This window comes from Collinsella sp. AK_207A, assembly GCF_902501965.1.
Taxonomy (GTDB): domain Bacteria; phylum Actinomycetota; class Coriobacteriia; order Coriobacteriales; family Coriobacteriaceae; genus Collinsella.
This window is the reverse complement of sequence record NZ_CABWID010000016.1, coordinates 128489-141623: the sequence shown is the minus strand read 5'-3', so window position 1 is coordinate 141623 and position 13135 is coordinate 128489. Positions and strand designations below refer to the sequence as shown.

The following is a 13135-nucleotide window of genomic DNA, read 5'->3' as shown; positions in this document are numbered from 1 at the left end:
CCCACCCGCTCGAGACCTAATCGCCCATCGCCGGGGACGCGCTCGGACCGCTCGATGCCTCCGGCTCGTCGAGCTCGAGCGCCACCAGGGCCACGTCGTCGTCGAGCGCGGACTCTGTGAAGGTGTCGAGCGCGTCCAGCACCGTCTCGCAGAGGCCGTCCACCCCGTGCGCGCTCGCCTGGAGCACCAGGTCGCGCAGGCGCTGCTCGCCAAAGAAGGCGCCCGCGGCATCGCGCGCCTCGATCGCACCGTCCGTGTACATGAACAGGATGTCGCCCGTCTGGAAGGTAAAGGAACCGCCCTCGTAGCGCATGGTGTCGAAGGCGCCCACCACGCCCGACTGGATCGTGAGGAGCTCCACCTCGCGCCCCGGCCGCACGAGCATAGTGGGCGGGTGCCCCGCCGAGCAGTAGGTGGCGATCTTCGCGCGCAGGTCGATCTTGGCCACGAAGACCGTCACGAAGGTCTCCACGCGCGAGAAGCTCGAGAGCATGCGGTTGAGCGCGCGCACCATGGAGACGGGGGACATTCCCTCCCAGGCGTAGGCGGAGAGTGCCGTCTTGGCCATCGCGGACATGGAGGCAGCCTCCACGCCCTTGCCGGAGACGTCGCCCAAGATCATGACGGCGCGCTCGTCGGGGAGCCGTATGAGCGTGTAGAAGTCACCGCCCACGAGCGCCTGCTTGGTCGCCGAGGAGTAGAGCGCATCGCTCCGGATACCGGGCACGCGTCCCAGGTCGTTCCGCATGCCCACCTGCAGCGCCTGGGCGATGCGCCGGTCGGACTCGCGCCCGCGCTCGCCGGAATCCATGAGCTCGTAGTCGTGCGCCAGGCGCTCGAGGAAGTCGTATTCCATGTCGTCGATGGGCTCCTGGCTGGCATCGCGCAGGAAGAGGAGGAAGCGGTGCGGAACGCCCCGGCCGCGCACGGCGAGCGCGGCCGGCGCCGCCTCGCCCGCCGGCTCCTCGTCCTCGGTGTCCAGGGCGTCGGGGCCCAGGTCCATGAACACACCCTGGCAGGGCAGCCCGTGGTCCTCGAGCCAATGGCCGGTTCGCGAGATGCGGTCCACGCGCGTGAGCCGCACGTGGGCGAGGGGATGGCTCTCCCCCACCAGGTCGGCGGGTCCCGGCACGGTGTCGCGCAGGACGGCGCCGGCGCGCGACGCGGGCGCCACCGTGGAGAAGAACGTCTCCTCGATGCCGCCCGGCAGCACCACGCGGCTACCGCCCTCAAAGTCCACCACGTACACCTCGTGCCTGCGGTCGCGGACGACGGGGCACACATGGCAGGCGAGCGTCCGGCCGACTTCCTCCTCCATCTGGCGCCACACGACGGCACGGTCCCCCTCGGCCGAGAACATGGCATCGCGCAGCCGGTTGAGAGCGCGCGTGAGCTCGGCCGTGCGCTGGGCGCGCAAGTTGCTCACGAGCCCCACGAGCTCGATGGAGAGGTAGTCGCAGATGACCTCGAGAACGCGCAGGTCGCTCGGACGGGGCTTGGTGGGCCGGTGCCACCCGAGCTCCAGGATGCCGAGCACCTTCGTGCCAAAGAACACCGGGGCCGCGAGCATCGTCTTGAAGGGCGGGGTGTCCGCCAGGCGAAGGGGCGTGGAGACCCGCGTGTCCAGATCGTAGAACGTGCAGGAGCAACCGCGCCCGTCGGGCGGAACGATGGAGAAGCGGCAGGCATGGCCCGCGCGCAGCACGTAGGTGGAGGTGCCGGCGCCAAAGGGCACGAAGTCCGGCACGTAGGCATGTCCCTCGATGAGCGAGCGCGAGGTGCCCCGCAGCTTGAAGCCGCCGCTCTCGGCAAAGTAGATGGTGGAGCCGTCCGCGTCCAAGGTGTTCACCAGGCGATTCAGGACCTCGCCCAGGAGCTTGGGCATGTTGTCGGCGCCCACGGTGGACATGATGATGGAGAGCGTGCCCTGGAGCCGCTTGTTGGCGGAGCGCAGCTGCGAGAGCAGGCGCTGCGTCTGGCGGTCGTGGGCGTACTGCTCCTCCAGGCTGCGCACCGCCACCAGCACCCGCTGGTTCCGCCGGCGCGCGCCGCCGAGCAGGCTGCGCGGCACGATCTCCATGGCGCGCACGCGCACGGGGATGAACGAACCGTCGGCGAGCTTCAGCATGTTCGTGTTATCGGACCCGTCGAGCGTGAAGGGCAGCTTGTGGCCCTCGGCGCGCTCGAAGCGCTCGGAGAAGACCAGATCTTTGATATCCGTTCCCGCCACACGGGACCGGCCCTCGTTCATGAGCGCCAGGAACTGCTCGTTCACGTGTTTGATGTCGCCATCGAGCGAGCAGAGGGCAACGGCGTCGCTCGTGATCTCAACCAGGCGCGCAACCTGCGCGAGCTCGCGTTCGGAGATGGATTCCATGGGCCGCCTCCCCTACCGGCGGCCACGGTCGGTGCGCCCACGCCGCCCGATACAGATACAAAGAGAGCCTCCGAAGAGGCTCCTTGAATGCGATGGTGTCGGAGGCGGGACTTGAACCCGCATGACCGCAATTTGGTCACTAGCACCTCAAGCTAGCGCGTCTGCCAATTCCGCCACTCCGACGTGGTTTCAGCAAGGGATATAGTAGCCTAAGGCATCTCGATGGCGCAAGGACTTTTTTGAACTTTTTTGCCTCGCGCCCACGAACCCCCATCTACCTGCTCGAAGCAGCCCGCCAGGCGCTCCGCGAAGTCGGTCATGATACCGGGAATGTCGATACCCCGCGGGAAGACGGACGCGCAGGCGCCGCAGCCGATGCAATCCCGGGGTCGCCGCCACGTCGATATCCTCGTCCGCCGGCCCGCTCTTGGGCAGGCGCATGCAGCCAAGCCCCAACGCCAATAGCTTCAGGCTCTGAAAATCCCTGCAGATCATGTGTCCCCTCCATGCAAGGTCGGGAAAGGCGATACCCCAAGTGAATTCACTCCATGTACTCGCACGCACGATGCGCTTGCATGCCTGTTTCGAATACGACCTATACAAGAAGCGCGTCCGACAAAGCCAGACGCGCAACAAGATTATTACTTTCCAAAGCACGCAACCGTGAAAGCATCGGATGACGCCCCGTCCTTCGCGACCTCAGCAGCGAGGTTGAGCGGAGGATGGGGCGTCACCGGACAAGCGTTACAGGTCGATGTGCGACTCTTTGATGGGGAACGGCGACGCAAAGTGGCACGCGCAGAAATGACCCGGCGCCACCTCGCGCCACTCGGGCTGCTCCTGCGAGCACTTGGCCTGAGCGATCGGACAGCGCGTGTGGAAGCGGCATCCCGTCGGCGGATCGATCGGCGAGGGCGGGTCACCGGCTAGGATGATGCGCTTGCGCGTCTTCTGGATGTCCGGATCGGGCACCGGCACCGCAGAGAGCAGCGATTGCGTGTAGGGGTGATGCGGCTCGGTGTAGAGCGTCTTCCAGTCGGAGACCTCCACCATCTTGCCTAGGTACATCACGGCCACGCGGTCGGAGATGTGCTGCACAACCGAGAGGTCGTGCGCGATGAACAGGTAGGCCGTGCCGTAACGGTCCTGCAGGTCCTTCAGCAGGTTGAGCACCTGGGCCTGAATGGACACGTCGAGGGCGGAGACCGGCTCGTCGCAGATAATCAGCTTGGGCTTGAGGGCGAAGGCGCGGGCGATGCCCACGCGCTGGCGCTGACCGCCCGAGAACTCATGCGGATAGCGGTTGATATGCTCGGGGTTCAGGCCGACCACGTCGAGCAGCTCGCGCACGGTCTCCATGCGCTCTTCCATGGTGCCCACACCGTGGATGGTCATCGGCTCTGAGATGATCTCGCCGATGGTCATGCGGGGGTTCAGGCTCGCGTAGGGGTCCTGGAAGATGAACTGCATGTCGCGACGCATAGCCTTGAGCTCGCGATGGTTCATGGCGGCCACGTCGCGACCCTGGAAGAACACCTTGCCCGAGGTGGGGCGGTTGAGGCGCATGATGGTGCGACCGGTGGTGGACTTACCGCAGCCGGACTCGCCCACCAGACCGAAGGTCTCGCCGGGGTAGATCTCGAACGAGACGTCGTTCACGGCAGAGACCACGGACTTGGAGAAGCGGCCGCCGAAGACGCCGGAACCGGCGGGGAACTCCTTGGTGAGGTGCTCGACCTTCAGCAAGGGACCCTGAGAGGTATCGAATGCCATCTTACGCCTCGCCTCCCTTCGTCTCTTCCTGATCGAGCATGGCCACGCTCACCTTACGGGAGCGCGAGGTATCGGGCGCGTTCTTCTTGATGAAGTCGGCATCGCCCGCGTAATGGCACGCGGCGTAGTGGCCGGTGCCGGTCTCGAAGCGCTCGGGGCGCTCAGCGCGGCACTTGTCCGTGGCGTACGGGCAGCGCGGGCTGAACACGCAGCCCTTGGGCAGGTTGGAGAGCGCCGGCGGATTGCCGTGAATCGGCGTGAGCGGCTTCTTCTCGTCCGTCGCCTGCTCGGGGATGCTGCGGATGAGGCCCCAGGTGTAGGGATGGCGGCTCTCGTAGAAGATCTCGTCAGCGGTGCCGAACTCCACCGGGCGGCCGGCGTACATGACCATGATCTTGTCCGCGATGTCGGCCACCACGCCCAGGTCGTGCGTGATCATGACGATGGCGTTGCCGTTCTTCTCCTGCATCTCCTGCATGAGCTCGATGATCTGTGCCTGGATCGTCACGTCGAGCGCCGTGGTCGGCTCGTCGGCGATGAGGATGTCGGGGTCGCAGGCGAGCGCCATGGCAATCATCACGCGCTGACGCATACCGCCTGAGAACTGGTGCGGATACTCGTTCACGCGCTTCTCGGGCTCGGGGATGCCCACGGCGTCAAGAAGCTCAACGGCGCGCTTCAGCGCCTGCTCCTTGGAGTAGCCTCGATGCAGGCGCAGGCCCTCCCCCACCTGCTTGCCGATCTTGTAGACCGGGTTCAGGCTGGTCATGGGGTCCTGGAAGATCATGGCGATGTCGTTGCCGCGCACGTGCTGCATCTGCGCCTCGGGCATGTTGAGCAGGTCGTGCCCGCGGTAGAACACAGACCCGCCCTCAATCTTTCCCGGAGGCATGGGGATGAGGCCCATCATGGTCATATGGGTGACGGACTTGCCCGAACCGGACTCGCCCACCACGCCGAGGGTCTCGCCGCGGTCCAGCGTGTAGGACACGCCGTCGACCGCGCGCACCACGCCGTCCTCGGTGTGGAAGTACATCTTGAGGTCATCGACCTCCAGCAGATGATGCCCCTCGGGAACCGGCTGGTTCTTGAGGTCCTGGGAGGTGTCGACCGTCTTGGATTTACCAAACATAGGCTTACGCATCCTTCATCTTGACGTCCAGGGCATCGCGCAGGCCGTCGCCCAGCAGGGTGAAGGCGAGCACCGTGGTGAGAATCGCCAGACCCGGCATCAGCATGAGCCAGGGCTGCGTGGCCAGGTACTTCTGGCCGTCCTCGATCAGGTTGCCCCAGGAGGGATCGGGCGGGACAACGCCCATGCCCAGGAACGAGAGCGCGCTCTCGGTGAGGATGGCACCGCCCACGTTCATGGTGGCGTACACCACGATGGAAGCCACAGAGTTGGGGAAGATGTGACGAGCGATGATGCGCGCATCGGAAGCGCCCATGGCGCGTGCCGCGTCCACGTAGTCATTCTCCTTCACCGTGAGGATGGCGGAGCGGAACACGCGGGCGATGGAGGGCCAGCCCAGGATGCCGATGGCGATGAACACGTTCTGGATGCCGTTGCCGAGCACCGCGATCATGGCGATCACGAAGAGCGTGTACGGGAACGCCATGAAGATGTCGGCACAGCGCATGATGATGGTGTCCCAGATACCGCCGTAGAACGCAGCGAGGGCACCGAGCACGAGGCCGATGGCCGTGGAGATGGCCGTGGCGAGCACGCCGACGGCCAACGACACGCGCGCGCCGTAGATCACGCGGGAGAGCACGTCGCGACCGAGGGTATCGGTGCCGAACGGGTGCTCGAGCGAGGGCGCCAGGCGCGAGTTGGCGAGCATGGTCGAGGAGTCCGCCTGCGTGGGGTTACCGAGCACGTGCGGGACCCACAGGTCGGCGGAGAGCGCGATCACGACCATGATGATGATCCAGATCAGACCGATCATGGCGAGCTTGTTGCGGCGCAGGCGCTTCCACGCGTCGCCCCACAGGGTGCGGGACTTCTGGGGCACGGCGCCGGCCTTGGCGTCGGCGGACGCATCCACCTGAGCGGCCCCGTTGCTCTGAAGAGGGCTCTTCTGTTCAGTCATCTGCTGCCTCCCTTCTTAGGCCTCGTCCTTGGGCGCGCCGTAGCGAATGCGCGGATCAAGGAAGGCGTAGCTGATATCGACGAGCAGGTTGATGACCATCACCAGGATGACGATCACCGTCACGGAGCCGAGCACGATGGGCCAGTCGCGCTGGTTGATGGCGCGGTAGGTCTCGTAACCCACGCCCGGCCAGTTGAACACCGTCTCGGTGAGGATGGCGCCGGCCATCATGGCACCGAAGTCGTTGCCAATGTAGGTGACGACGGGAATCATGGCGTTCTTCAACGCATGGCGCCAGATCACCTGGCGACCGGAAAGGCCCTTGGCGCGCGCGGTGCGGATGTAGTCCTGGTTCATGACCTCGAGCAGCTGGCTGCGCATGATACGCGCGGCGTACGCGGTGGAAACGGAGGCCAGGGTGATGGCGGGCAGGATGTAGTACATGCCCTCATCGAAGACCGCGCTCGGGCTAAAGTCAGCGGAGATGGGAAGGTAGAAGGCACCGCCCGTCCAGTCTTTCAAATACACGCCGAAGAAGAGCTGGAGCAACATGCCTAACCAGAACGCGGGCATGGCCACCAGGATGGACGTGGTCAGCGTGACGAACACGTCCCAGAAGCTGTAGCGCTTGATGGCGGAGACCAGGCCGGCACCGATGCCCACCACGGCCTCGAGCACGATGGCCACCACGGCGAGCTTGAAGGTGTAGGGGTACTTGGCACCCAGGATGTCGGCCACCGCCTGACCCTTACGCTGGTACGAGATGCCCAGGTCGCCGTGGAGCAGGCCGTTCACGTAGAGCGCGCAGCGCTCCCACATGGGCGTCTCGATGGTGTCGCCGTTCTCGTCGTAGATCGGGTTGCCGTCCGCGTCCGTCTGAATGAGGTGGAAGGAGGCACGGAGGTTGATCTCGGTCTGGGGGTCGAGTTTCTTCTCGCCCGCCATGAGCTTAATCGGATCGCCCGGGACGATGTTCTCCATGGCGAAGAGGATGATCGTCACACCGAGGAAAACCGGTATGAACTGGAGAACTCGTTTGAGGATGTACTTGAGCATCTGCACCCCTCTGTCGTGTCCAATAGGTCCGCACGCTACGTCATCGTCGCATCTCCTCGGGCCAGGTGGACCTCAGGGGAGAGGCGATGATGACGCAGCCGGCGTGAGAAACCGCCAAGCGGGACGTCGGTTGTTCAGGCCGACGTCCCGCGAAAAAGTGCCTAGCGGCTTTTCAACAGCGGAGAAATATTAGGCGTTCAGCTCGGCCTTGTCGAGGTCGGCCTTGCCCTGCGGATCGTAGAACAGGGTCTTGACGCGCTCGGAGCCGATGTGCACGTGCGAGTACCACATGATGGGGATGATGGGCAGGTCCTCGCCGGCCATCTGGTTGATCTCGCGGTACTTGGCCTTGCGCTCGGTCTCGTCCTGAATCTGACGGGCCGCTTCCGTGGCGGCGTCCAGCTCCGGGTTGTTGTACTTGGAGTAGTTGTTGTCGGCCGTGGAGAAGAAGTTGGGGTAGATGAAGTTATCCATGGTGGGATAGTCGGCGATCCAGCCCAGACGGCCCAGCTGGAAGTTACCGTTGGTCAGACTGTCCAGGTAGGCGGCCCACTCCTGCGCGGACTGGGTGACTTTCAGGCCCACGGCCTCCAGGTCGGACTGCACGATGGACATGATATCCTCGTGGCCGCCGCCGGAGTTGTAGTTGAGGGTGACCTCGGTGCCTTCGAGGCCGGCGTCGGCGATGATCTTCTTGGCCTGCTCCACATCGGGCTCGGCGGGGCAATACTTCCAGGCGTTGGAGGAATCGGAGTCGATCAGCGGCGGGAAGATGCAGGTGGCCGGGGTGCGCTTGCCCTCGAAGAGGGTGTCCACGATGTTCTGGCGGTTGATGGCCAGGGAGATGGCATGACGCAGGTCCTTGTTGGCGATCGTCTCGTCCTTAAGGTTGCAGGCCAGGTAGTAGGTGGACATCTCGGAACCGAAGAGCGCCTGGTGCTTCGGGGTGACGGTGTAGCCGTCCTCGGCCTCGCCGTACTTCTTGGCATTCTCCTTCAGGCGGCCGGTCGGAATCTGGCAGAAGTCGATGTTGCCAGCCTCGAACTCACGGAACGCGGTGTCCGGGTCCTTCTGGATGGAGAAGTGCACGCCGTCGATCTTGGGCGCGTCGCCGTAGTAGTCGTCGAACTTCACGACGTCGATGTACTGGCCGGACTCCCACTTGCCGTCCATCTTGAAGGGGCCGTTGCCGATCGGGGCGAGCAGGAAGCTGTCGGGGTCGTCCACGGCGGCCTTGGGCACCGGGGCCAGACCCGGGTGGCAGAGCACAGCCATGAAGTCGCCCATCGGGGCGGAGAGGGTGACCTCGAGGGTCTTCTCGTCCACAGCCTTCACGCCGGAGAGCTCCGTGGCCTTGCCGTCGACCATGTCCTGGTAGCCGGCGACGGGGGCCAGGTGGTAGCCGATCTCGCCCGGGGTCTTCATCTTGGAATCGAGCAGGCGCTCCCAGCCGCGCTTGAAGGAAGCGGCGTCGACCTTGTCACCGTTGTGGAAGGTGGCGTCCTTCAGGGTGAAGGTGTAGGTCAGACCGTCCTCGGAAACCGTGTGGCTCTCGGCCGCGGCGTAGGCCCACTCGTTCTTCTCGAAGTCCCAGTCGACCAGGGAGTCGAAGAGGATCTGGCCGACCTGGGCGCCCTCGGACTCCTGCAGGTTGTAGGGGTCGATGGCAACAGGGTCGTTGATGTAGAACACCAGGGTGTTGCCGGTGGCGGTGGGGTTGTCGGCAGCGGCGCTACCGGAACCGGTGGTAGCGGCCTTCTTCTGGCCGCACGCGGCAAGCGCGGCCAGCGCGCTCGCGGCGAGGGAGCCGCCCACGAACGCACGACGGGTGATCTTGGTTTCAGCCATGCCATCCTCCTTAAGATGAATGCCTTCCCGAGGCGCCTGACGGTGGCGTGGGCCCTTCCCCGCCTCCGCCTGCACTATGCCTGGCGCGTCGATGCGCATCGCCGTGTACCCTGGCTGTTCTGGGAGCTTACACGGCGTATACGTTTGTCATACTTTAGCGTAAAAAAGAATCACGTCAGCTTTATTTCGGCAAGTCTTCCTTTGGCACTTTATCTAGCTGCAGTATTTGCTGGGTATTATGCACCATCACCGCAATCTCATGCATGTTCGTTACAGAATCATTTCCCCGTGGCCTTGGTTCCACATACCAGAGTGTCCGCGGGACCGGTGCCCGGAGGCCGTTGCGCCGCGCAGGCTTATGGGATTTTACGTTCAATCTTACGGTTTTGTCATCTGTCGAAAGGCAGAGGCCGCCGCCCCTGAATACGGTAGCATGGAGGAGATACGCGTTCATCGCGACCGGTCGCGGTCCGCACCCGCCCGGGCCCGAACCATCTTCCCGCCACCCCCTAACCTGAGGAGCAGCCCATGACGGACCAGACCAACGGGAACAACGAGCTCGAACCCAGCGCGGACAAGCAGCTTGGGGCGTCGAGCACGAACGCGCTCGACGTCATCGGGGCGGTGAGCGCCGCCGGTGCCGACCCCACGGCCGACGAGGCCTACGCCAAACTGAAGGAGCGTCGCGCCGAGCGCCGGCGGAAGAAGATCCGCCGGCGCGTGATCGCCGGCGTCGTCGTCCTCGCCGTGGTGCTCCTGGCGGTGGGCGCCACCATGCTCCTCTCCCGCCAGCCCGAGCAGAACATGGAGCCGGTGACCGATGCGGTCACGCGCGGCACCTTCACCACCGAGGTGGACGCCAAGGGCTCCCTCCAGCCGCTCTCCTCCACCGTGGCGACCTCCGAGGTGGACGGGACCATCGCCGAGGTGCGCGTGGCCGAGGGCCAGGCGGTCAAGAAGGGCGACGTGCTCTTCACCGTGAAGAGCGATGCTGTGGACCAGTCGGTGGACGCGGCGGCGAAGGCTCTGAACAGCGCCAAGGCGAGCCAGAAGGATGCCTATAACGCCTACAACCAGCAGGTCGACGCCTACAACGCGGACGATTCCGGCATGGCGTCCCTCCCCGACAAGTCCACGCTCTCCGCCGCGGACAGCGCCGTGGCCCAGGCCCAGGAGGACTACAACCAGGTGGTGGCCGACGCCGACGCCAAGCGCCAGGTGCGCGCGCAGTCCGACGGCACCGTTATCACCATGAACGCCAAGGTGGGCGCCATGGTGGGCCCGCGCGCCCAGACGGGCACCGACCCGCTCGTGCAGGTGGCCGACCTCTCGCAGATGAAGGTCCGTATCCAGGTAGACGAGAAGAGCATCGAGAAGGTGGCGCGCGACCAGGCGGCCACGATCACCTTCCCCGCGCTCGAGGGGGTCTCGCTCGCGGGCACGGTGACGAACATCGCCTCCATCTCGTCCACGGCCACGGACGCCGGCTCCTACGACGGCGGCGGCTCCGGCGTCACCTACGCCGTGGACGTGCTGATCCCCCAGCCCGACCCGCGCCTGAAGTCCGGCATGACGGCGCAGGTCTCGCTCACTATCGAGAAGATCGACGACGCCCTGATGGTGCCCGTGATGGCGCTCCAGAGCGATGACGGCGAGCACTACTACGTGAACGTCGAGACTGACGCGTCTACGCATGCCTACGAGCAGCGCGACGTGACGGTGAAGACCAGGAACGACGACCTCGCCGTGGTGGAGCCCGGCTCCGTGGACGAGGGCGACGTGCTCGTCATCTCGGGCGGCATGAGCGCGGACGACGGCTCCGGTTCCACGGGCGCCGCCGCGGCGGGCGGCGAGGTCGTCGCTAGCACCGACAGGCCCGCCAGCGCGAACGCGGAGTAGCGCCGTGGCAGCCCCCATCATCGACATCCGGCACGTGCACCGCATCTTCGAGACGGAAGCCGGTCTCGCGCACGTGCTGCACGATATCTCGCTCACCGTGGCCGCCGGCGAGTTCCTGGCCATCACCGGCCCCTCCGGTTCCGGCAAGTCCACCCTCATGAACATCCTGGGGTGCCTGGACACACCGACCTCGGGAACCTACCTGCTCGAGGGACTGAACGTGGCCGAGCTCGACGACGACGAGCTCGCCGAGGTCCGCGCCGAGCGAATCGGCTTCGTGTTCCAGAGCTTCAACCTGCTCCCGCGCATGAGCGTGCTCGACAACGTGGAGCTCCCGCTCGTCTACACCGACTGCCCGCGTCGCGAGCGCGAGCAGCGGGCCGTGGCGGCCCTCGCGGCGGCGGGCCTGCCCGCGGACCACTACGACCACCGCACCAACGAGCTCTCCGGCGGCCAGATGCAGCGCGTGGCCATCGCCCGCGCGCTCGTGAACGACCCGGCGATCATCCTCGCCGACGAGCCCACGGGCAACCTGGACACCGCCACCGGCCGCATGGTGCTCGAGACCTTCCATCGGCTGAACGCCGCGGGCAAGACCATCGTGCTCATCACCCACGACCCGAGCGTGGCCGCCGCGGCCGACCGCGTGGTCGAGATCCGGGACGGGCGGCTGCACCACCCGGCAGAGGCGGCGACGTCGGCCCCGGCCGTCGCGCCCGTCTCTACGCCCGCCCCCGCCCCCGCGAAGGGAGTCTCCGCATGAGCATCCGCGACCTGATCCGCGAGGCGGCGCGCGCCCTCGAGGCCAACCGCGGCCGCTCCACGCTCACCATCCTGGGCATCGTGATCGGCATCTCCGCCGTGATCGCCATGACCTCGCTCATCGGCGGCGTGCAGCAAAGCCTGGTGAGCAGTCTCGGCCTGAACGCCGCCCGGCTCGTGAACATCGGCTACGGCGGAGGCGAGCTCAGGCAGAAGGACCTGGACAAGCTCGCCTCCATGGTGCCCGGGCTCGAGGCGATCGAGGGCAGCACCTCCGGCGGCACGCAGATGAAAGTCGACGGCAAGAACGTCTACGTGGGCCTCACGGGCGGCTCCAAGCGGTATTTTGAGATGACGGGCGCCATCGACCTCATCCAAGGCCGCCTGTTCACGCCCGCGGAGGAGGATGCCGGCGCCCGCGTGGCCGTGCTCTCGCGCTCCGGGCTGAAGGTACTCTTCGGCAGCCCCGACGTGGAAGCCGTGGGCAAGTCCCTCGAGCTGAACGGCAAGAGCTACCAGATCATCGGCGTGACCGAGGACGGCATGTACGGCGGTGGCTCGGATGACTACGTCAACGTCTTCATGCCCGCGCAGACGGTGACGGACGACTTCAACGGCGGACACGAGCACCTGGGCCCGGTCTTCGGCCTGGTCCGCGAGGGCGTGGACGTGGACGAGGCCGCCGGCACCATCAGGAACGCGCTCGCGAGCATCAAGGGCGTGCCCGAGGACCAGGTAGACGACACGATCTGGACCTACACCATGAAGTCACAGATCGACAACTTCAACCAGTACATGGGCTCGTTCCAGCTCATCGCCGGCTCGGTGGCGGGCATCTCACTGCTCGTGGGCGGCATCGGCATCATGAACATGATGCTCACCAACGTGACGGAGCGCATCCGCGAGATCGGCGTGCGCCGGGCGCTCGGCGCCACGCGCGGCGACATCACCCGGCAGTTCCTGGCGGAGTCCGCAGCGCTCACCGTTGCCGGCGGCGTCATCGGGATCGTGCTCGGCTACCTGGCGAGCTGGGGCCTCTGCGTCGCCGCGGGCCAGCTGGGGCTCATCGGCTCGCTCACCGGCGGCACCGAGACGAGCCTGGCGCCGAGCATCTCGCTCGTCACCGTGGTCGTGGCAGTGGGCATCTCCGTGGGCATCGGCCTTGTCTTCGGTTACTACCCTGCCCGGCGCGCGTCGCGGCTCGACCCGGTGGAGTGCCTGCGGTACCAGTAGGCACGCAACCGCGAGGGAATCGAAACAACGGACGGCCCGCTGGCTGCGATGCCAGCAGGCCGTCTTCGTGTACGGGCCTGTTTTGGGAGCGGGC

General features: G+C 65.9%; 9 protein-coding genes and 1 tRNA gene. 3 read left to right on the top strand and 7 right to left on the bottom strand.

Annotated features, from left to right (window positions below; translation table 11 throughout):
• Positions 1–16: 16 nt before the first annotated feature.
• From GDJ97_RS06285 to GDJ97_RS06255, 7 genes are all read right to left on the bottom strand, one after another.
• Positions 17–2377 (bottom strand): SpoIIE family protein phosphatase, encoded by a 2361-nt coding sequence (locus tag GDJ97_RS06285; protein WP_152070443.1) that lies wholly within the window; start codon positions 2375–2377, stop codon positions 17–19.
• 93 nt (positions 2378–2470) lie between these two features.
• A tRNA-Leu gene (locus GDJ97_RS06280) sits at positions 2471–2560 on the bottom strand.
• A gap of 561 nt (positions 2561–3121) precedes the next feature.
• The gene (locus tag GDJ97_RS06275; protein ID WP_152070442.1) at positions 3122–4150 is read right to left on the bottom strand and encodes an ABC transporter ATP-binding protein; all 1029 of its coding nucleotides are present in this window, start codon (positions 4148–4150) and stop codon (positions 3122–3124) included.
• Position 4151: 1 nt separating this feature from the next.
• Entirely contained in the window at positions 4152–5282 is a 1131-nt protein-coding gene (locus GDJ97_RS06270) for an ABC transporter ATP-binding protein (RefSeq protein ID WP_152070441.1), read from the bottom strand.
• Between the two features lie 4 nt (positions 5283–5286).
• A complete protein-coding gene (locus GDJ97_RS06265) occupies positions 5287–6243 on the bottom strand; it encodes an ABC transporter permease (protein WP_152070440.1) in 957 nt (318 codons plus the stop codon).
• Positions 6244–6258: 15 nt separating this feature from the next.
• Positions 6259–7299: an ABC transporter permease gene (locus GDJ97_RS06260; protein ID WP_152070439.1), complete on the bottom strand. Its 1041-nt coding sequence runs from the start codon at positions 7297–7299 to the stop codon at positions 6259–6261.
• A 189-nt stretch (positions 7300–7488) separates the two neighbouring features.
• Positions 7489–9147, bottom strand: a complete 1659-nt coding sequence (locus tag GDJ97_RS06255; RefSeq protein WP_152070438.1) for an ABC transporter substrate-binding protein — start codon at positions 9145–9147, stop codon at positions 7489–7491.
• 528 nt (positions 9148–9675) lie between these two features.
• On the opposite strand from GDJ97_RS06255, the gene GDJ97_RS06250 reads away from it, so the two are divergent.
• The 3 genes from GDJ97_RS06250 to GDJ97_RS06240 are packed head-to-tail and all read left to right on the top strand — an operon-like array spanning position 9676 to position 13041.
• On the top strand, positions 9676–11046 hold the full coding sequence (locus GDJ97_RS06250; protein ID WP_152070437.1) for an efflux RND transporter periplasmic adaptor subunit: 1371 nt from the start codon (positions 9676–9678) through the stop codon (positions 11044–11046).
• Between the two features lie 4 nt (positions 11047–11050).
• Positions 11051–11809: an ABC transporter ATP-binding protein gene (locus tag GDJ97_RS06245; RefSeq protein WP_152070436.1), complete on the top strand. Its 759-nt coding sequence runs from the start codon at positions 11051–11053 to the stop codon at positions 11807–11809.
• Entirely contained in the window at positions 11806–13041 is a 1236-nt protein-coding gene (locus GDJ97_RS06240) for an ABC transporter permease (protein WP_152070435.1), read from the top strand. Before GDJ97_RS06245 ends, GDJ97_RS06240 begins: the two co-directional genes overlap by 4 nt.
• Positions 13042–13135 lie beyond the last annotated feature (94 nt).

Coding starts and splice junctions, on each gene's coding strand:
- GDJ97_RS06285 (WP_152070443.1), bottom strand. CDS start 2,377: ATGGAATCCATCTCCGAACGCGAGCTCGCGCAGGTTGCGCGCCTGGTT.
- GDJ97_RS06270 (WP_152070441.1), bottom strand. CDS start 5,282: ATGTTTGGTAAATCCAAGACGGTCGACACCTCCCAGGACCTCAAGAAC.
- GDJ97_RS06255 (WP_152070438.1), bottom strand. CDS start 9,147: ATGGCTGAAACCAAGATCACCCGTCGTGCGTTCGTGGGCGGCTCCCTC.
- GDJ97_RS06275 (WP_152070442.1), bottom strand. CDS start 4,150: ATGGCATTCGATACCTCTCAGGGTCCCTTGCTGAAGGTCGAGCACCTC.
- GDJ97_RS06265 (WP_152070440.1), bottom strand. CDS start 6,243: ATGACTGAACAGAAGAGCCCTCTTCAGAGCAACGGGGCCGCTCAGGTG.
- GDJ97_RS06240 (WP_152070435.1), top strand. CDS start 11,806: ATGAGCATCCGCGACCTGATCCGCGAGGCGGCGCGCGCCCTCGAGGCC.
- GDJ97_RS06250 (WP_152070437.1), top strand. CDS start 9,676: ATGACGGACCAGACCAACGGGAACAACGAGCTCGAACCCAGCGCGGAC.
- GDJ97_RS06260 (WP_152070439.1), bottom strand. CDS start 7,299: ATGCTCAAGTACATCCTCAAACGAGTTCTCCAGTTCATACCGGTTTTC.